Source organism: Bradyrhizobium sp. Ash2021, from assembly GCF_031202265.1.
Lineage (GTDB): Bacteria > Pseudomonadota > Alphaproteobacteria > Rhizobiales > Xanthobacteraceae > Bradyrhizobium.
The window spans coordinates 4,887,430-4,906,690 of sequence record NZ_CP100604.1 but is presented as its reverse complement, the minus strand read 5'-3'; the positions used below and the strand labels follow the sequence as shown (position 1 = coordinate 4,906,690).

The window sequence follows — 19,261 nt, the reverse complement described above, 5'->3', positions numbered from 1 at the left end:
CGATTCCGTTCCAGTGTGCAGAAAAACATTGTGGCCAAGTGAACTTCAAGACCTGCTGGGCAGCTTCATCCGTGTTGCGCAGAGATTGGGCCAGGTCCGGTTGGGGTCATTCGCGTCGTTTTGACCTTTTGCCAGTCACTTCCGGTCTACCCCGAACAACGGACATCACCCGACCGGCCCGACTGGTCCGTTTCGTGCCAATATCGGAAGTTGGTCATCCGCACGAATGATCTGGCAGAGCTAGCTCCGCTCGACGGCGTAGCGCGACTTCATTTCGTCGAATGAAAGTTGAGAGTGCATACGCCGCCGCAATAAATAGGCCCACTGAGATCACACTCAGTGTTCCGGAAATCTTGTAAATTTTGGCGCCCACTGCATAAGCACCAAAGCCGAAGAGACACGCCCAGCAGACTCCACCAGCCGCATTGAAGAAGAAGAACCGACCTGCCGGCATGTTATTGGTGCCCGCCAGCAAAGCCGCAAACATTCGTAGCACTGCAACGAAACGCCCAAAGAACACGACGGCGTTCCCATACTGAAAGAAAAGATATCGACCGATCAGCAATCGATCCTCATCGAGGCGGATGTACCGACCGTATCTGCGAAGAAAGGGCAAACCAAGCCGACGCCCGACCATGTATCCCATACCGTCCCCGACAATCGCACCCGCTGCAGCTGCCAGTACAACGACGATGATGTTGATCTGACCAGTGGTGGCGGAAAGGAGTGCGGAGGCAACCAGAATTGTCTCTCCGGGGAGAGGCACGCCGGCACTTTCGAACGCAACAGTGCCAAAGATGATCCAGGGGCCGTAGATTGGAATCGAGCTAATCAAGGCATCGGACAAAGAAGTAAAGTCCATCTTTTGAGGTTCCAGATCCGTGAAGACGCGATAATGACCCTCGAGGCGAATTGCCTCGACGGTGGATTTCGAAAAGTTGATGGTATTTCATGATGCTTCACCGGATGGTGAGATGTTCGCAAGCGATTGATTTATAAGTAGCTGGCCATGGAAAGGTCAGCTGCTGCCTCATATCTCGTGCGTACGGAGGGTTCGTCCAATGGATAAAAACGCACAGCTTGATTGGACGTTCCGATGGCCATCCTGCCCAGTCTTCAACAACTCCGCTTTCTGTGTGCTCTGGCCGAGCAGTGCCATTTCGGCCGTGCCGCGGAAAGTTGTGCCGTCACGCAATCGACGCTGAGCGGAGGGATCAAGGAGCTCGAGGCACGGCTCGGCATAACGCTGTTTGAGCGCAGCCATCGCCAGGTGATGCTGACGCCCTTGGGGAAAGAGATCGCGACGCGCGCCCAGCGCCTGCTGGTCGACGCCGAGGAACTGGTCGGGTTGGCCCGCGGCGCGCAGGAGCCGTTGTCCGGGCCGCTCCGGTTCGGGGTGATCCCGACGGTCGGGCCATATGTCCTGCCCTCGCTGCTGTCGCATCTCGGCGCTGCGCTGTCGAAGCTCAAGCTTTATGTGCGGGAGGCTCCGACTCCAGTCCTGTTGGACAAGCTAGCTGGAGGAGAGCTCGACATTTTGCTGGTGGCCATTCCTTACGAACTCGGCGATGTCGAAGCAATGGAGATCGCTAACGATCCGATCGTAGTAGCGATGCCGCGCAACCATCCTCTTGGCCGGCACAAGGTGGTGGGCCTTGACGACCTTGCCCGTGAGCAGCTGCTCCTGATCGATGACGGGCATTGCCTGCGCAGCCATTCACTGCAGGCATGTCGGATCGTGGATCCGGTTCGCAATGAGGTATTCCAAGCGACCAGCCTGCGAACACTGATCCAGATGGTGGCGGCGGAGCTTGGCATCACGCTAATGCCCCAGATCGCGGTGGCTTCGGAACTCGCTTCAACTCGCAATGTTGTGATTCGGTCGCTGTCTCCAGACGAGCCGTTCCGAACCCTGGTCCTGGCATGGCGACCGACATCCGCGCGGGGCGCCGAATTCAGGATGCTCGGAAATCTTATCCGAGAGTGTCTGACTGTTACCAAGAGGGCATGTGCGCCTGACCAGGACACTGAAGCGTTACCAGCGCGCTGATCGGCATCGTCCTTTTCTACGCTGATGCTACGGCAATCGGCTGCTTCGATTACTGTCTTCGAGATTTCCCATTAGCGATTCGGAGTCGGGCGGCCATATGAGGGCGGTGAGAGAAGTTCGAAGATCAATGATGGCTCGCCCGTCGAAAGGAGAATTTTCATGACTGGACGAAGAACGATGATGGTATTGGCAACGGCTCTGCTTGCCGGGTCTCTGCTTGCGACGGGTGCACAGGCACGCGGTGGTGGAGGCGGCGGCGGCGGCGGAGGAGGCGGCGGTGGACACGGTGGCTTCGGTGGCGGCGGCTTTGGTGGTGGCGGCTTTGGCGGTTTTCACAGTGGCGCTCCTGTCGGAGGTTTCCACGGTTTTGGCCCCGGCCCCGTTGCTCTAGGATCCCACGGTGGCGGCTTCCACGGTTTTGGCCCTGGCCCCGTCGTTCGAAATGGCGGCTTCCACGGTTTTGGACCCGGCCCGGTCGTTCGAGGATTTCATGACCACGACTACGGGCGCAACCGCTACGACTACTGGCCGTATAACGACTGGGGCGACTATGCGTATTATCCGTATGACAACTACGACGACTCCTACTACGACAACGGCAGTTGCTACGTTGTTCAGCGACGGGTGCACACCGCGCATGGTTGGCGTAAACAACCCCGCCAGGTATGCGGTTGATCGGCCGTCGCGCATTGAAGGTAATCGCGGTCTGAACGTGAACTGACTGCTTAAGCATCGATTGCCATGAGATCACCTCAGCGCGTTCCCGCGCTGGGGTGAATTACCAGGACAGCTCGGCGTCTTCCATTGCCAACAATGCAAAGGGCGTCTTGAAACCGGGCAACGCCGTCACTCTCAACCCAGCCGGCCACGTTCGTCCATCGCTTCAAGTCGAACGCGTAGACTTCGGCAAACGCTACGTCGCCGTAGCAGAATAGATCCGCCATGGTGGGTTCAGCCGCACAGAGATATTTTGCTATCAGCAAGGTGGGGGTCCAGTACCGACAGCGCCGCCTCGGCTCGTCGGCGATGGTATTCGGCAATCATCGGCTCGACAGTCATTGGAAGAAGTTTCCGTTCGCCGAGCTGAACGCCGTAGCAGCTAAAGATGGGCGGGAACAGGACATCGACGTCCCAGTACAACCAATCCCGCACAATCTGGCGTGTTGCCGGATCGGGGCCCCTGAAACCGACCGAGCGTCTCGGCCAAACTGCTCAACGAAGGCCGCTGATTGGTTGTAGATTCGACCACTGTCGACCAGGACCAGGACCTGGAACGAGAACGGCTCTTCCGACAGGCGCCACCTTTTAGGTCGGGAGCGAATGTGGGCTACCGTAGAGCGTGAAGCGCTTCACTGATGTAGCCTCCCCGTCGCAAACGTCTGTGCACTTAACCCGCTGATTTCAGAATTGCCGGCTAACCGGCGCGCGTCGGTTTGCGAAGGGTACCGCGACTGACCCTGTCCGACAATCGCCGCTAAACGGCGTGTTGACAGAACCGATCGCCTTGTACCCCGCGTCACGGCGCAGGTTTCGCGGTTCGGCTCAAACGTCCGTTGTGGGTCAAAACCGGAAGTCGTCGGCGGAACGGCGCACTTTCCGCTTTTCCCCTGACAGCGGACGTCCGCAGCAGTCGCGTTGCATTGTTGGTGTCCGGTGCGATCGCCTATGCAAATGGCGGGCCTTGGGCGAACAACGGGGGGCAGCCTCTTCTACCGTCACGCTCGTTGCGGATCTGCTCTGGAGCGGAGACGCAGTCGGAGAAGACGTGAGTCACCTTGCAACAAAGTGAGACACCTGGTGGGACGGTGAGACAGTGGGACGGTGTGCGAGACAGACGAGCGCAGCGAAGCGCGCTACTAAAAGGCGCCGTATGTTCTGGCGGCTAGGAAACCCACGTGAGTCGTCCCACAAAATGGTGGATCAGTGAATGGGACAATGAAACAGTGGGACATCACGCGCCCCCGCGAGCTATGGCCCAAAGTTGGTGACGGCGTGAATCGGGAAGGCGGCATATCGTGGGGGTGTTCAACGCCTCCACTTCTCCACCAAAGGAGCGATATGCCGTGTCTAAGGATACCGTCGTAAAACTGATTCAGCCAGGAACTTTCAGCGACCAACTCACCGACATTTTGCGCGATGGGGCGCGTGCCCTTCTCGCCCAGGCGGTGGAGGCCGAGGTCGCCGGGTTTCTTTCCAAGCATGCCGATTTGAAGACCGAGGATGGCCACCAACGCGTGGTGCGCCACGGTCATCTGCCCGAGCGCGAGGTGATGACGGGCATCGGCGCGGTCCCGGTGCGCCAGCCCCGCGTGCGCGATCGCGAGGCCGCAGCCGGCGATCCCCGCCGCATCCGCTTCTCGCCATCGATCTTGCCGCCCTATATGCGCCGCTCGAAGTCGATCGAGACGCTGCTACCGATCCTCTACCTGAAGGGCATCTCGACCGGCGATTTCTCGGACGCTCTGGCGGCCTTGCTCGGCAAGGATGCGCCCGGCCTCTCGGCCAGCGCCATCGGCCGCCTGAAGGACGGCTGGCAGGATGATCATGCCCAGTGGCGCAAGCGTGATTTGTCGGGCAAGCGCTACGTGTACGTCTGGGCGGACGGCATCCACCTCGAGGCGCGGCTGGAAGATGAAAAGCAGTGCATCCTGGTGCTGATCGGCGCGACGCCCGAGGGCAAGAAAGAGCTCGTCGGGTTCACCGATGGCGCTCGGGAAAGTGCGCAGGATTGGCGCGATCTGCTGCTGGATCTGAAGCGATGCGGGCTCGATGCCCGGCCCGAGCTGATGATCGCCGACGGCGCGCTCGGCTTCTGGAAAGCGGCCGGCGAGGTCTGGCCGAAAGCACGCGAGCAGCGCTGTTGGGTGCACAAGACGGCGAACGTGCTGGGCAAATTACCCAAGAGTGTGCAACCAAAGGCCAAGCGGGCGCTGCAGGAAATCTGGATGGCCGAGACCAAGGCCAATGCCGAAGTCGCCTTCGACGCCTTCATCGAAAGCTACACGCCGAAATACCAGAAGGCCGTCGATTGTCTGACGAAGGATCGCGACCTGCTGCTCGCCTTCTACGACTTCCCGGCCGAGCATTGGAAGCACCTGCGCACCACCAACCCGATTGAAAGCACTTTCGCGACCGTCCGCCACCGCACGATCCGATCGAAAGGCTGCCTCTCAAACAAGACCGCTCTCGCCATGGTATTCAAGCTGGTCGAAGGGGCGCAACGATCCTGGCGACGGCTCGACGGACATGCACACTTGCCAAAGATCATTCTCGGTGTGAAATTCACCGACGGGATCGAGGTCACCGCCAAGCTGGCCGCCCCTCAGCCCGCAACCGCCGCCGCCTGACTGATCAGGCCGTCACCAAAAATTGGCGATAGCTCCGCCCCCGCTCCCTTGATTTCAATTGCGCTCTTGATTCATCACCACGCAGTGGAGAACCACTTCCCCACCAGAGCGGGAGCATTGCGATCGTCACTCAGATGTCAGCACCGGCAGTGCCGGTCAACCGCCTCCCCGGCTTCCCACTAGTTTTTTCGGATCACACTGGCCCATCGCCTGGGCCTTGGCCACACTGCGGTAGCGGTCCTGCGCCAGCTCCAGGCTCTCGACAATTTCGGCAGCGTCTTCATCGGGCGGCGGGAGCAGGTCGGGATCATCGAGTGCGTTGTCCTTGAGCCAAAAGATGTCGAGACTGGCCGCCGAGGCCGACGCGATCGAGCGCTCTGTGCCCGTAGTCAGAACCGTGGGTAACGCGCTGCGCAAGCCAAAAAATACAGTAAATTCAATACAGTTGACAGGACACCCCTTCCGCCAAACTTGCCGTGTCCAGCCCGGGGACATAGGTAACAGGTCGTACTAAGACATGGGTGGCAACCTCGGGCCGAACGGGTTGTCGAGGGATTGCAGGGTTTTCTGCTCCAGGTCGAAGTATCCACGATCATAGTGCATGAAGCTGACGAGCCAAATGCCGTCATCGACTTCCTTGATGCCGAGTTTCTGGCCGGCCAGCACGGTTGAGATGTTGATCCGCTTGCGATGCAGGCAGAGGCGTCCACAGGCGGTGACAAGAACCTCGCGATCGTAGAACGGATAGATGAGCTCGGGCAAGCCGTCATAGCGTCGCGTTGAGAATTCTGCAGGGCATTTCATCTCCAGCGCTTCATGCACGAAGGCATCGAAGCGTTCCTGCTGCTGCAGGCTGTTGGAGCCCGGCGGGCGGGTTGTTTCCTTCTTGAGGGTGAGGTGCATGAGCTCATGACGCCCGTTCTGCTGCGGATGGCCGGGCTTGATGCGTTCGATGGCGATGTGCACCGACATGCGAGCGTTCTTGGACCATGCCCCAGACGGCCTGACCTACAGTCGTATCCCCCTCGGCGCGCGTGATCGAGAACACTACGGAGGCGATTTTGGGACGCATCAAGACCGCCGGCAGCGACATTGCCGCGGTCAAGCGGATGGGATGAAACGACGACAACTATTCGTGGATTTTGGCTCGCTCACGAGGTGCGACGCCAATCGGAGCCACCAAACCACGCCGCAGCAAGCAGAACCGGAGGCACCTGTCCTAGTTTGCCCCCTTTTTCGCCATCCGGTCGATTGATGGCTGCTGCATTCCGGGCACAGTCGCGTGTTGAGTTCCACTGCCCGCCCTTTGATAGAAGCCAAGATAACAGGCATGTCTAACGAATTATCTGCTTCGACGGACCTAGCACCGACAGCCATCACCGCGCTGTCGAAACGCGTTGTCACGGACCTTATACCAATTTCTGCGGCTGTTCTGGTCGCAATTTTATGCGTCGGCTGGATGACAGGTCTGTCAACGGGCCTTGATATTCGCATTTACCAGTTTTTCAACGACTTTTGCGGCTGGAGTTCCAAGTTGGACAAGCTGCTGCTGCAAGGCTCCGCGCTGAAGAGCGCGCTCTTGATGTGCGCTTTTGGCTTCTTATGGTTCCGACCCGACGGTGATGTATCGCTTCGCCGCGAACTGCTGATCACCACGATCCTTGCGGTTCTGATTTCGCTGATCCTCAACCGCACGCTGTCAACGCTGCTGCCATTTCGAGACCGCCCGATCTACAGCATCGGCGGTCACGCGCCGAGCATGGAATGGCGCGCGGATCTGGAAAATTGGAGCAGCTTTCCTAGCGATCACGCAACCTACCTGTTCGCGATCGCGGCCGGCTTCTGGTTGATATCAAGGCCGTGGGGTACGGTCTTTGGCATGGCCGCCGCCGCGGTTTCGTTGACGCGCATTTTCGTCGGCGTCCACTTTCCAAGCGACATCCTGACGGGCGCATTGATCGGCATTGCCACCAGTCTTGCGGTCAGTCGTGAATCGGTCAGGGTTCACATCGCAGCCCCGATCATTGCGCTGGAGCCGCGCTTTCCTTCGTTCTTTTATGCCGCTCTCTTCGTCACGCTTGCGGAACTATCGGAAGCTTTCCAACAAACGCGCCATGTTGGCATGGCCATCCTCCATCTTTTCGGTGGCGATCACTGAACAGGACCACGGGGGACCCGACTACCGCTGCAGGCCGTTGTCCCCAGATGCGATTATGGCCCTTTGATCGGATTGACCCCGAAGAAACGACTCCACTCGCTGGATGCGTTGCGGGCTTTGGCCGCCAAAGCGAAATCCAGGACCTCATTTGCCGATTACCCGTTGGGAAAAGCTTTCGCACGCGACGGCGCTTGGTTACGCTGACCCATGCAAGCATCCATCTGGATAGGGATTTTTATTGGCTCTACGATCGGCGGGCTTATTCCCGAACTCTGGGGTGGCGACATGATCTCCTATTCGGGAGTGCTGCTCAGTGGGGTCGGCGCCTTCGTGGGACTGTGGTTCGGGTCGCGAGCGTCAAGATGACAGAGAACGGCGCAGGCCGCTCAGGAGATTCCCGCGGATCGGGGCTATCGAATCCCGATCGGCTTGGGCGCAAGGCTTGCGGGCATCGCGGCGCCGATGTTCGGCCGGATTTCAGCGCAGCGAAGAAGCGGCCCGGCGCGCGGTGTGAGTTCTCGAAGACACGCGTCGGGCCCTGACCATCCCCTTGGCCCGCTGGGCATGGCCAAGATCGAACGTGGGGGCGATTCGTGGCAAAAACCCGCCTGCGCACGCTTTGTACACAGCGCGGTCAATAAGCTTGGCCGCTGACGCAGCCCGCACGCGCTACAGCGCCCAGAAAGCGCCCATGATGGCTGCTCCGAGCATCAGGATGATCAGGTCGGTCGCTATGCTCTGCTTCGCGGATGGTTGGGTCATGGCTTAATCCCTCCACAACCCCCACTCTCGGACCGATCACGGCCGGCCCTTGTGATCCAGTTCACTGGAACTCAGGGGAAAGGTGGCAACTAAGGATTACAACGATTGATATATTGGGCGATCGTCGGCCAGCATCGCGTCAGGCGAGTTTTGGATAGGTCGCCTTGTCGAAGAAGCTCGAGCCCGCGACGTACTTTCGTCCCGCCGACATATCCGGCTTCTCGTCTCCCTCGCCGCCGCATTCGAACGTCAGTTCCAGCTGAACGCCGCTCGGGTCATAGACGAACAGTTGCCACAGCGACGTGCCGGGCACGATGAATTCGCGCCAGTCGAGTCCGGCCGCCTTGAACCGCGCAACGTAGGAGCGATAGCCCGAGCACGACAGCGAGACGTGATCGATGGCCGCGGTGCCCGCGGGCGCCTTGCCTTCCGGTCCAAGCGCCGGTCCGCCGGCGTAAACGTGGAGGATTGCAAGCCCGCCCGGTTGCGTGCAGCCGAGCCAGGCCCCCGGATATCCGAAATCCGGCCGCTGGAAGTCGCGCAATCCGATGATGTCGGTATAGAATTTCCGCGTCGCCGCCAGATCCTCGGTCTTGATCGCGATGTGATAAAGCCCGTGGACCGTTGCGAGCGGCAGTTCAGTGGCTGCGGTCATTGCGCGTGTCTCCTCAATTCGACGTTTCCATCCAGGGGCAGTCCGACGTCCCGATAGAGCGCCTTCAACCGGTTCTGGAACGATACTTCATTCTTGTGCGCGGTTCCCTTCACGGGATCGGCGCCTTCCAGCATCGTATCGGTGGCCTCGAGCGAAAACTCCATGACGAAACGCATGCGGTCCTTCCGCAGCATTTCGACATCGGCGAGCCAGCTTTCGACATTACGGCTTCCGCTGCGATAGCGCTGCGAGATCAGCATTGCCGCATTCGCGGCATCTTCGAGCGCCTGGGTCGCGCCCTGCCCCAGCGTCGGCACCATGCCGTGCGCGGCATCGCCGAGATAAAGCACGTTGCAGCCGGCGGCGCGGTAGAGCAGCTCGTGTTCCTGCATCCGCGCCCAATGCGTCTCGGTCGCGTTCGCGCAGATGGTGTCGATCAGCCAGCGTGCCTGGGCACTCGGCGGCGCGCCGCGCGGCGTGTAGGCCGCCCGCAGCGCATCGGGTGTTTTCGAACGCTCGGCGATCTGCTCATCCGGCGCGATCGGAAACGTGCCGGCAATATAAATGTGCCCCGGCGGCACCCGGAATGACAGCAGGCGGTTGGGTCCGTTGAACCATTGCTCGTAGTCGTCGATCAAACCGTTCGACGTGTCCGGCACCAGCAGGCGAAAAATCGCAACGCCGGTTTGCCGCACCGCCGGTTCGCCCGATATCGCACGCCGTATCCGCGAGTATCGTCCATCGGCCGCGACCAGTAGATCGATCCCGTCCAGCCGATGTGGCTTGCCATCCCGGCTCCACGAAATCGAGGTCTTGGCGGGATCGGCCGCATCGCGGCTGATCTCGGCGATCTCGCAGCCATACGACACGCAGTCGCCGGCGGCCTCGCGCAGCACCCGATAAAGCTCCGACCAGCGGATCCGCCAGCCCGGTCCGTCCGCAACGTTGACCAGCGGAAGATCGAACAGCACGGTGCCGTCCGTCAGCGATATCCGCCAGTTGCGCCAGATATAGCTGGCCTCGGTGATGCGCGCGGCCAGTTCGGGATCGATCGCATTAAGCGCCTTGACGGCGTTCGGACCGACATTGAGCCCGGTGCCGGCTTCGGAATGGTCGTCGCGCGAAACCCGCTCGAGGCAGACCACTTCGACATCCCCGAGCTGCGCGAGCCTGCGCGCCATCACGCATCCCGCCACGCCTGCACCCACGATGACGATCCGCATCAGGCGCCGCCCTTTTTCTGGTGGGCGATGACGGCAATCAGGCCGCCGCCGTCGGGTCCCTGATGTTCGGCGCCGCCGGACACGAAAATCCGTCCGTCGCCGATCACGCCGGCGACCAGACCCGCGACCGCGCCGCGGATGTGACGCTGCGCGTTGATGTCGGTGTCATCGAGCATGGTGTGGCGGTTGCCGCGGATCCGGCCGCGCCGGTCCGGCTCGCATTTGACCAGCACGGTTGCGATTCGCGCGGCATCGTCGGCGGAAACCTGTGGGTTCGCGGCGATGCCGAGATCGGCCAGCACATCGACGATCGCGCCGATGTCGAGCGCGTCGGCCATCGGCCGGTGCGCGATGCGCAGCGGGCCTGACCAGTGCGGGCTGTTGCCAAGCACGATGACCTCGTTGCTCTCGACTTCGACGCCCGAGGAAATGCTGGCGCGCGGCGACTGGATCGAAAAATCGCTGAGCAGCGACGCATCCTCGAAGCCGGAAGGCTTTAGCTCGTCGAGCGCGACGGCAACCCCGAAGGCGCCGGCCGCGCGCGCATAAGCCATCGATTTGTTGGGATCATTGGTGAGCGGCGTCTTGCCCGCGGCAGTCGCCGCCGCGGCACGGGCGACTGTCACGCAAGGACATTTGACCTGCACGAAATGCACGTCGTCGAGCCGCTCAATCCCGGCATTGGCGATCGCCGTACGAACCGCATTGGCGACGCTATCGACATGCGCGCGCCGGCCGACATTTTCGGCCGGAATCGGCTCACTGAGTGCGGTGCCGATCGCGAGCGATGATCCTGCGCCCGGCGTCGCATCGGCTTCGCCGGCACAAAACACGCTGTAATGCGGGCTCATGACGCCTTCCGTGCCGCCGGACAGCACGCAGGGGATTTCGTGGACCAATTGCTCCGCAGGCTTTTTCAGATGTCTCGATAGCAGCGCCATCAGGGTCTGGGTGAAGTAGCCGCGGGTGAAATCATTGACGCCGCCATTGCCCTCGGTCTTGCCGATGATGGCCACCACCTCGGCCGCCCGCACCGCTCCGCCCGTAATCAGGCGATCGAGTTCGGAGAGATCTCCGGGATGCGCCATCGACAATCTGAATACCTGTGCCGACCTCACGGGACCCTCGTACTTCCTGTCAATTCAAACAGCCGGCTCGGGCTCAGCGGGATCTCCAAGAGCTCGACCTTCCGGCGCTTGAGATCCAGCGCATCCTCGATTGCCTGCGCAAACAAGGGACCGACCGGGATCGCACCGGCTTCGCCCGCTCCCTTGATCCCCAGCGGGTTGAGCGGGGACGGCGTCGTCGTATGGTCAAGCTCCATGCGCGGAACTTCCAGCGCGGTCGGCAGCAGATAATCCGCAAGCGACGCGTTGAGGAGCTGGCCCTGGTCATCGAACGACAGTTTTTCGTAGAACGCGTTGCCAATGCCCTGGGCTACGCCGCCATGGATCTGGCCGGCCAGGATCATTGGATTGATCACGGTCCCGCAATCGTGGACCACGACGTATTTGAGGATTTTCAGGTCGAACGTCTGCGGGTCGAGTTCAACGATCATGGCGTGGACGCCATTGGCGGTCGCGCCGCTGGGCGGCCCAAAGTACTGCGTCGACTCCAGCCCCGGCTCGGTGCCGGGCTTGACCGCGCCGCGCATCGGATTGGCGCGTTGGGCCAGTTCGCCAAGCCTGATGAATTTTTCGGGGATACCGACGATCGAAACCTTGCCGCCTTCGAGAACGAGATCATCCTCCGAGCATTCGAACAGGTCGCCGGCGAGCTTCAGGGCCTTCTGTCGCACCACGCGCGAAGCTTCATTGACCGCGTTGCCGGCGACGACCGCGCCACGGCTGGCGAATGTCCCCGCTCCCCAATAGAACCGGTCGGTGTCGCCGGTGACGATATCGACTTCGGTGACATCGACGCCGAGTTGGTCGGCGACGATTTGCGCAAAGCTGGTAAAATGCCCCTGCCCCTGGGTGCCGATTCCGGTCGCGACATTGACCTTGCCGTTGGCCTGCACCTGCACCTTGGCGCCTTCGTAGGGACCGATGCCGGTGCCCTCGACGTAACATGCGATGCCGATGCCGACATGACGGCCCAGCGCGCGTAGCTTTGGCTGTTCGTGCTTTAGGAAGTCGGCATATCCGATCGCTTCGAGCGCCTTGTCGAGCACCGGCTCGTAATTGCCGCTGTCATATTCGAGCGGCTGAAAATCCTGGAAGATGATCTCGTTGTTGTACGGAAACGCATCGGATGGAATGAGATTGCGGCGCCTGATTTCCGCCGGATCGATCTTCAATTCGTGCGCGGCCAGATCGAGCAGCCGCTCCATCACGAACACGCCATGCTGACGCCCGGCGCCGCGATACGGCGTCACGATCGGCAGATTGGTGAAAACCGCCGTGAACGTGCTGTCATAGGCCGGCACCACATAGGGACCAAGCAGCGTGCACTGGCTGTTGATCGGTACGGTCAGGCCATAGGGATCATACGCGCCGGTGTCATGCAAGAAAACGTCCTTGATGCCGAGGATGCGGCCGTCGCGCGCGATCGCGATCTCCGCATCGTGAATCTGGCCGCGCTCATGGGTGGTCGCAAAGAAGTGTTCGAGCCGATCTTCGATCCACTTCACCGCACGGTTGAGCCGCATCGCGATCCACGGCAGCACGACCTCTTCCGGATAGAACATCATGATCTTCGGACCGAAGCCGCCGCCGACGAAGGGCGCGATCACGCGCACCTGGCGCTCGCCGAGGCCGAGCATGGCGGCCAGACCGTTGCGGACGAAAACCGGCGCCTGGGTGGTGTCCCAGATCGTCATCTGGTCGCCGCGGGCGTTCCATTGCGCGACCACGCCACGGGTCTCGATCGGTGAGGAAATGCCGTGCTCGTAGCGAAACCGGCGCTTGAGGATCAGATCGGCCTTGGCGGCGGCGCTGCGATAATCGCCCTTGGTCTGCCGGACATGCGCTGCAATGTTGGACCCGAGATCGTCGTGCACATGAGGTGCTGCGGCGTCGAGCCCCTTTTCGATATCGACCACTGCCGGCAGGATTTCGAGATCGACGTCGATATCGTCGAGCGCGTCCTCGGCGATATAGCGGCTGTCCGCAACGATCACGGCCAGCGGTTCGCCGACATGGCGGACCTTGTCCTTGACGAGCGGCACCTGGGTTCGCGCGTTGAAGACAATTCCGGCGATCGGTGGCGGTTGCACCAGCAACGGTCCGTGCTGCCAATAGGCGCCGAGGTCGGCGGCGGTGTAGACCGCTACCACGCCGGGGCGTTTCAGCGCCCGGGAAACGTCGATGTTTTTAATGCGGGCATGCGCCACCTGGCTGCGCAGGAAGGCGACGTGCAACATGCCGGGCAATTCGACGTCGTCGATGAACAGCCCCTGTCCCGTGAGAAGCTTGCGGTCCTCGTTGCGTTTGACCGGTGCGCCGAAAAAACGGGTCGTCATGGCTGGGCCCGCATCGCCTGCGCGGCCGCCAGCATGGCGTCGACGATGTTCTGGTAGCCGGTGCAGCGGCACAGATTGCCGGACAGCGCTTCGCGCACCTCGTGTTCCGACGGTTGTGGATTTTCCTTCAGGAAGGCCGTCATCGTCATCAAAATGCCCGGTGTGCAATAGCCGCATTGCAGGCCGTGATGGTCGTGCATTGCCTGTTGCACCGGATGCAGTTCGCCGGCCGGCGTCGCGAGACCTTCGACGGTTGAGAGTTCATGCCCATTGGCCTGCACCGCCAGCATCAGGCAGGAGCGGACCGGCGCGCCATCCAGCAGCACCGTGCACGCGCCGCACACCCCGTGTTCGCAGCCGACATGGGTGCCGGCGAGCAAGAGGTCATGGCGGAGGAAATCGCTCAGCAGCGTGCGGGACTCGACGCCGCGCCGGTACGACACCCCGTTGACCGATAGCTTAATATCGTGTCGGTCAGGCGCCATGACCGGCCCGCTGATGCGCGGCGGCAAGCGCGCGCTGTGTCAGGACCCCAGCGATATGCCGTTGATAGTCGGCGGTGCCGTGGACATTGCCGGAAGGCGCGATCATCTCCTGGACCCCTGCGGCAGCGGTTTCGATGGCGCCGTCCGTGCAGGGCTGCCCGATAAGGGAAGACAAGGCCTTGCTGGCATCCACCGGGGTTTCGCCGACGCCGCAAAGCGCCAGCCGCGCCTTCGCGCATCGCCCTTCTCCGTCGAGGGTCACGATCGCCGCGACGCCGGCCAGGGCGAAATCGCCGCGCCGGCGGGCCACTTCCATAAAGCATGTGCCGGTGCGGGGCTTCGGCGCCGGAAACGCGATCTCCACCAGCATCTCGTCGACCCCGAGATCGGTGGTGAGCAATCCCTGGAAAAACTCCGATGCCGCAACCTCCCGGCCCCCGGCGGACGATTTGAGCCGCATTCGCCCCTCCATTGCGACCGCGAGCGCCGGAATTTCGGAAGCTGGGTCCGCATGCGACAGGTTCCCGCCGATGGTCCCCCGGTTTCGGATTTGCGGATGGGCAATGTGGGGAAGCGCGTCGGCGAATAACGGACAGGATGCCAGGAAGCGGCCATCCCGTTCGAGGTCGCGGTAGCGGGTCAGCGCACCGACCCGGACGCCCCCGCCACTGGTCTGATCGACGCCGGCCAAGTCCTTCAGGCCGTTGATGTCGATCAGCACGGACGGCCGCGCCAGGCGGAAATTCATCGCCGGAATCAGGCTTTGGCCGCCGGCGAGAAACCGGGCTTCGTCACCATATTCGGCCTTGAGCGACAGCGCGTGATCCAGCGAAGAAGCCGCAATGTATTTAAATGGAGCAGGCTTCATAACGCTCGCTCGGAGACGGCATCCGCTTTGGCTTGAAAAGACACCATAAAAGTATCTGCCGACCGGCCTTGCCTGTCAAAAGCCGCCAAGCCCAAACACCACAAGAACTGCATGGAAATGCAGCGAATTCCTGCTTATTATTCTCTCCGCGTGCATAAACAATGGGCGCGCCTCTTTTAGCAGCTTTTGCCACTATCCCTGACATGGCATCGCGTCAGCCGAGCATGTCAATTGTCAGTGAACCGACGATCAGGCATCGCCCGGACCAGAACGTGTCATCCTTTTCTCCTGCGACTTCAGCTCCTTCGCCCGCACCCTCGCCGGGACGACTGGTCGTCGATGCGCAAAACATCTCGCTGACATTCGAGACCGCCGACGGCCGGGTCGACGCGCTTTCCGGCGTCAGCCTGCAGATCGCCGAGGGCGAGTTCGTTTCCTTTATCGGCCCGTCTGGGTGCGGCAAGACCACAATGTTGCGCGTGATCGCCGATCTCCAGCAGCCATCCTCCGGCACGCTCCTGGTCAACGGCATGAGCGCCGAGAATGCACGGCTGGCGCGCAGTTACGGCTATGTGTTCCAGGCGCCGGCGCTATTCCCGTGGCGTACCATCGAAAAGAACCTGAAGCTGCCGCTGGAAATCATGGGATTTTCGGAGGCCGACCAGCAGCAGCGGGTGGAACGCTACCTCGCGCTGGTCAATTTGACCGGTTTCGAGCGCAAATTTCCCTGGCAACTGTCGGGCGGCATGCAGCAGCGGGTCTCGATTGCGCGTGCGCTGTCGTTCGATCCGGCGATGTTGCTGATGGACGAGCCGTTCGGCGCGCTCGACGAAATCGTGCGCGACCATCTCAATGAGCAGCTGCTGCAATTGTGGAAATCGACCGAAAAGACGGTGCTGTTCGTCACCCATTCGATCCCGGAAGCGGTTTTCCTGTCGACCAGGATCGTGGTGATGTCGCCGCGTCCCGGCCGCATCATCGATATCATCGATTGCGATTTTCCGCGCGACCGGTCGCTGGAGATCCGCGAGACGCCGGAGTTTCTCAAGATCGCCCAGCGCGTCCGCTCCGGCCTGCGCGCAGGACATTCCTATGACGAGTAGTTCGCTCGCATTGCCGGTGCGGACGACGGCAACGAGTGTCCGCCATCCGCTGGCCGAGCGCTATGCGCCGCTGGCGACGACGATCCTGGCGCTGATTGCGATCTGGTACGTCGCGGCGCTGGCCATGAACTGGACGCTGGTCCGCGACGGCTTTGAGCGCGAGGAGACGCCCTACGCGGTCACGGACGTTCTGTCCGGCACGATGAGCGCCGAGCGTCCGCTGTTGCCGGCGCCGCACCAGGTCGTGGCCGCGTTCCTCGACGGCGTCTTTGGCTATCCGCCGATGGCGCCGCGCAGCCTGGTCTATCATTCGCTGGTCACCCTGTCGGCGACGCTGCTGGGTTTCGTGCTTGGCGCGCTGTTCGGCATCCTGCTTGCGCTCACGATCGTGCACAGCCGGGTGCTGGAACGCAGCCTGTTGCCCTGGATCATCTGCTCGCAAATGGTGCCGGTGCTGGCGCTGGCGCCGATTTTCATCGTGGTGCTCGGCGCGCTTGGGCTGCACGGGCTGCTGCCGAAATCGATCATTTCGGCCTATCTCTGCTTTTTCCCGGTCGCGATCGGAATGGTGAAGGGATTTACGTCGCCCGATCCGCTGCAAATCGAACTGATGCGGACGTGGTCGGCGACGCCGCGCCAGATGCTGTGGAAACTGCGCTGGCCCGCGGCGATCCCCTACCTCTTCACCAGCCTCAAGGTCGCCATCACGATTTCGCTGGTCGGCGCCATCGTCGCCGAGCTGCCGACGGGTGCGGAAGCCGGCATCGGCGCGCGGCTCTTGGCCGGCTCCTATTACGGGCAGACCGTCCAGCTCTGGGCGGCGCTGGTCGCATCCGCGGTGCTCTCGTCCGGGCTGATTGGCCTCGTCGGTCTGGTCGAGCGCGGCGTTGCCCGGCGCATGGGAGCGCATTGATGGACCCGCGCAAGCTCCGGCTCGGCCTTCTCGTGTCCGCGGGCGCCATTCTGGTGGCCTTTCTGTTTCCGCTGGCGCCGCTGGCAAAGCCGCTGCTGTCGCATCCGATATGGCAGGCCGCCGCCGGCGCCGGGGTGCTGTTCGTGCTGGCGGCCTGGATGGCCGACGACCGCGCCGCGGCGGTCGGCATCGGCGGGGTCATTCTCCTCGGCACGACCTCGCTGGTCCTGCTGCACGATCCTGAGATCGCGGGCTCGGCGCGAATCGGCTTCTGGCTGATCGTGATCGCGGCCTGGCTCGCGGCCGCCACTTGCGTAATCAACCTCGCAGCCCAGCGTCCGATCCGGACCGAGCGGCGGAAACTGCTCAATCTGCTGGTGCCGTTGCTGTTCGGGGCAACGGTTTTCTATCTCTGGGAGGTCGGCGTACGCGGCTTTGGCGTGCCGCCGGTGCTGTTGCCGTCGCCGAGTGCAGCAGCGGTCAGATTTGCGGCATCGCTGCCGACGCTGAGAGAGGATTTCGTCCAGACCTTCATTCGCGGCGTTCTGGTCGGTTACGCGATCGGCTGCGGCGCCGGGCTGTTGGTCGCCATCCTGGCGCACCGGTTCGCCTTTCTCGGCCGCGGGCTATTGCCGCTTGGCAATTTCTTCTCGGCGCTGCCGCTGGTTGGCATCGCCCCGATCATGGTGATGTGGTTCGGCTTCGACTGGCCGTCCAAGGCCGCCGTGGTGGCGCTGGTGACCTTCTTCCCGATGCTGGTGAATGCGCTGGCGGGACTGTCGGCGTCCGGACATATCGAGCGCGACCTGATGCGCTCCTATGCGGCGACCTACCCGCAGAGCCTGAGCAGACTGTATCTGCCGGCGGCGCTGCCATTCATTTTCAACGCGCTGAAGATCAACGCCACGTTGGCCCTGATTGGCGCGATCGTTGCAGAGTTCTTCGGAACACCGACGCAGGGCATCGGGTTTCGCATCTCCACCGAGGCGGGACGCATGGCCATCGACATGGTCTGGGCGGAAATCGCCCTCGCTGCCCTCGCCGGAATGGCTTTCTACGGACTTGTCACGCTGGCCGAACGCGCGACAACGTTTTGGCACCCGTCGTATCGGACCTAGGTCGGCAAGGTCTTAGGATTTGGAGTTTTTTTTATGAAGCACAGTTTGGCATTGGCCGCAGGCCTCACGTTTGGTCTGGCGCTTTCGAGCGCACAGGCCGCCGATCCCGTCACCATCCAGCTGAAATGGGTTTCCCAAGCCCAGTTCGCCGGCTACTTCGTCGCCAAGGACAAGGGCTTCTACAAGGAAGCCGGACTTGACGTCACGATCAAGCCGGGCGGCCCGGATGTCGCCCCGCCGCAGGTGATCGCCGGCGGTGGCGCCGATGTCGTCGTCGACTGGATGCCGTCGGCGCTGGCGTCGCGCGAAAAGGGCGTGCCGCTGGTCAACATCTCCCAGACCTTCAAGAAGTCCGGACTCGAACTGACCTGCCGCGCCGACACCGGCATCAAGAAGCCCGTCGACCTCAAGGACAAGACCGTCGGCATCTGGTACGGCGGCAACGAATATCCGTTCCTGTCCTGGATGTCGAAGCTCGGCTACAAGCCCGACGGCTCGAAGGGCGGCGTCAAGGTGATCAAGCAGGGTTTTAACGTCGATCCGATCCTGCAGAAGCAGGCGGATTGCGTCTCCACCATGACCTATAACGAGTACTGGCAGGTGATCGATGGCGGCTACAAGCCGAGCCAGCTCGTGGTCTTCAAATATGAGGACGAAGGCGTCGCCACGCTCGAGGACGGCCTCTGGGTGCTGGAGAAGAACCTGAAGGATCCGGCTTTCGTCGCCAAGATGGCGAAGTTCGTCAAGGCGTCGATGAAGGGTTGGGACTACGCCAAGACCCATCCCGACGAGGCCGTGAAGATCATCCTTGCCGGCGATTCCACCGGCGCCAAGACCGAGAAGGATCAGAAGCGGATGATGGGTGAAATCGCCAAGCTGCTCGGCGACGGCGACGGCAAGCTCGACGTCAAGGACTATGAGCGCACGGTTGCGACCCTGATGGCGGGCGGCTCCGATCCCGTCATCACCAAGAAGCCGGAAGGCGCTTATTCCTTCGCGGTCTATGACGCGATGAAGAAGTAATCCCGGGTTGACCAAAGGGCGGGGCTTCGGCACCGCCCTCTTTTTCAAAGCGCCGACCGGCGCCTGGCTTTTCACCTGTTTTGTTTAGAGAGA

At 61.8% G+C, this 19,261-nt stretch carries 16 protein-coding genes and 1 pseudogene; 8 read left to right on the top strand and 9 right to left on the bottom strand.

Features of this window, described 5'->3' with window-relative positions; all coding sequences use genetic code 11:
- Positions 1-214 precede the first annotated feature (214 nt).
- Positions 215-862, bottom strand: coding sequence for a DedA family protein (locus tag NL528_RS23375; protein ID WP_309176811.1), 648 nt, complete (start codon positions 860-862; stop codon positions 215-217).
- 234 nt (positions 863-1,096) lie between these two features.
- On the opposite strand from NL528_RS23375, the gene NL528_RS23370 reads away from it, so the two are divergent.
- The 3 genes from NL528_RS23370 to NL528_RS23360 all read left to right on the top strand — a co-directional run bounded on the left by NL528_RS23370 (position 1,097) and on the right by NL528_RS23360 (position 5,397).
- Positions 1,097-2,050: a hydrogen peroxide-inducible genes activator gene (locus tag NL528_RS23370; RefSeq protein WP_309176810.1), complete on the top strand. Its 954-nt coding sequence runs from the start codon at positions 1,097-1,099 to the stop codon at positions 2,048-2,050.
- Between the two features lie 159 nt (positions 2,051-2,209).
- Positions 2,210-2,725 carry a hypothetical protein gene (locus tag NL528_RS23365; RefSeq protein WP_309176809.1) on the top strand — a complete coding sequence of 172 codons (516 nt, stop codon included), beginning with the start codon at positions 2,210-2,212 and terminating at the stop codon, positions 2,723-2,725.
- A 1,388-nt stretch (positions 2,726-4,113) separates the two neighbouring features.
- Positions 4,114-5,397: an IS256 family transposase gene (locus NL528_RS23360; protein ID WP_309176722.1), complete on the top strand. Its 1,284-nt coding sequence runs from the start codon at positions 4,114-4,116 to the stop codon at positions 5,395-5,397.
- Positions 5,398-5,553: 156 nt separating this feature from the next.
- On the opposite strand, the gene NL528_RS23355 is transcribed toward NL528_RS23360, so the two are convergent.
- Positions 5,554-5,892 carry a hypothetical protein gene (locus NL528_RS23355; RefSeq protein WP_309176808.1) on the bottom strand — a complete coding sequence of 113 codons (339 nt, stop codon included), beginning with the start codon at positions 5,890-5,892 and terminating at the stop codon, positions 5,554-5,556.
- Positions 5,893-5,907: 15 nt separating this feature from the next.
- Positions 5,908-6,357 (bottom strand): annotated as a pseudogene (locus NL528_RS23350) (IS481 family transposase); the annotation flags it as partial.
- Positions 6,358-6,727: 370 nt separating this feature from the next.
- On the opposite strand from NL528_RS23350, the gene NL528_RS23345 reads away from it, so the two are divergent.
- Entirely contained in the window at positions 6,728-7,555 is an 828-nt protein-coding gene (locus tag NL528_RS23345; protein WP_309176807.1) for a phosphatase PAP2 family protein, read from the top strand.
- A 901-nt stretch (positions 7,556-8,456) separates the two neighbouring features.
- Here NL528_RS23345 and NL528_RS23340 read toward each other — a convergent pair.
- Genes NL528_RS23340 through NL528_RS23315 form a run of 6 tightly spaced genes read right to left on the bottom strand, consistent with a single transcriptional unit; the run spans position 8,457 to position 15,011 of the window.
- Complete coding sequence (locus NL528_RS23340) at positions 8,457-8,972, bottom strand: VOC family protein (protein WP_309176806.1); 516 nt, start codon at positions 8,970-8,972, stop codon at positions 8,457-8,459.
- Complete coding sequence (locus NL528_RS23335; protein ID WP_309176805.1) at positions 8,969-10,195, bottom strand: NAD(P)/FAD-dependent oxidoreductase; 1,227 nt, start codon at positions 10,193-10,195, stop codon at positions 8,969-8,971. The genes NL528_RS23340 and NL528_RS23335 overlap by 4 nt, the downstream gene beginning before the upstream one ends.
- On the bottom strand, positions 10,195-11,313 hold the full coding sequence (locus NL528_RS23330) for a ring-opening amidohydrolase (protein ID WP_309176804.1): 1,119 nt from the start codon (positions 11,311-11,313) through the stop codon (positions 10,195-10,197). The genes NL528_RS23335 and NL528_RS23330 overlap by 1 nt, the downstream gene beginning before the upstream one ends.
- Positions 11,310-13,658 carry a xanthine dehydrogenase family protein molybdopterin-binding subunit gene (locus NL528_RS23325; RefSeq protein ID WP_309176803.1) on the bottom strand — a complete coding sequence of 783 codons (2,349 nt, stop codon included), beginning with the start codon at positions 13,656-13,658 and terminating at the stop codon, positions 11,310-11,312. The genes NL528_RS23330 and NL528_RS23325 overlap by 4 nt, the downstream gene beginning before the upstream one ends.
- Positions 13,655-14,143 carry a 2Fe-2S iron-sulfur cluster-binding protein gene (locus tag NL528_RS23320; RefSeq protein ID WP_309176802.1) on the bottom strand — a complete coding sequence of 163 codons (489 nt, stop codon included), beginning with the start codon at positions 14,141-14,143 and terminating at the stop codon, positions 13,655-13,657. The genes NL528_RS23325 and NL528_RS23320 overlap by 4 nt, the downstream gene beginning before the upstream one ends.
- The gene (locus NL528_RS23315) at positions 14,133-15,011 is read right to left on the bottom strand and encodes a xanthine dehydrogenase family protein subunit M (RefSeq protein WP_309176801.1); all 879 of its coding nucleotides are present in this window, start codon (positions 15,009-15,011) and stop codon (positions 14,133-14,135) included. Before NL528_RS23315 ends, NL528_RS23320 begins: the two co-directional genes overlap by 11 nt.
- Positions 15,012-15,283: 272 nt before the next feature.
- Here NL528_RS23315 and NL528_RS23310 point away from each other — a divergent pair, with 272 nt between their 5' ends.
- Genes NL528_RS23310 through NL528_RS23295 form a run of 4 tightly spaced genes read left to right on the top strand, consistent with a single transcriptional unit; the run spans position 15,284 to position 19,168 of the window.
- On the top strand, positions 15,284-16,114 hold the full coding sequence (locus tag NL528_RS23310; RefSeq protein WP_309176800.1) for an ABC transporter ATP-binding protein: 831 nt from the start codon (positions 15,284-15,286) through the stop codon (positions 16,112-16,114).
- Complete coding sequence (locus tag NL528_RS23305) at positions 16,104-17,027, top strand: ABC transporter permease (protein ID WP_309176799.1); 924 nt, start codon at positions 16,104-16,106, stop codon at positions 17,025-17,027. The genes NL528_RS23310 and NL528_RS23305 overlap by 11 nt, the downstream gene beginning before the upstream one ends.
- Positions 17,027-18,145, top strand: a complete 1,119-nt coding sequence (locus tag NL528_RS23300) for an ABC transporter permease (RefSeq protein ID WP_309176798.1) — start codon at positions 17,027-17,029, stop codon at positions 18,143-18,145. The genes NL528_RS23305 and NL528_RS23300 overlap by 1 nt, the downstream gene beginning before the upstream one ends.
- Before the next feature lie 33 nt (positions 18,146-18,178).
- Entirely contained in the window at positions 18,179-19,168 is a 990-nt protein-coding gene (locus NL528_RS23295) for an ABC transporter substrate-binding protein (protein WP_309176797.1), read from the top strand.
- The last annotated feature ends 93 nt before the right edge of the window (positions 19,169-19,261 follow it).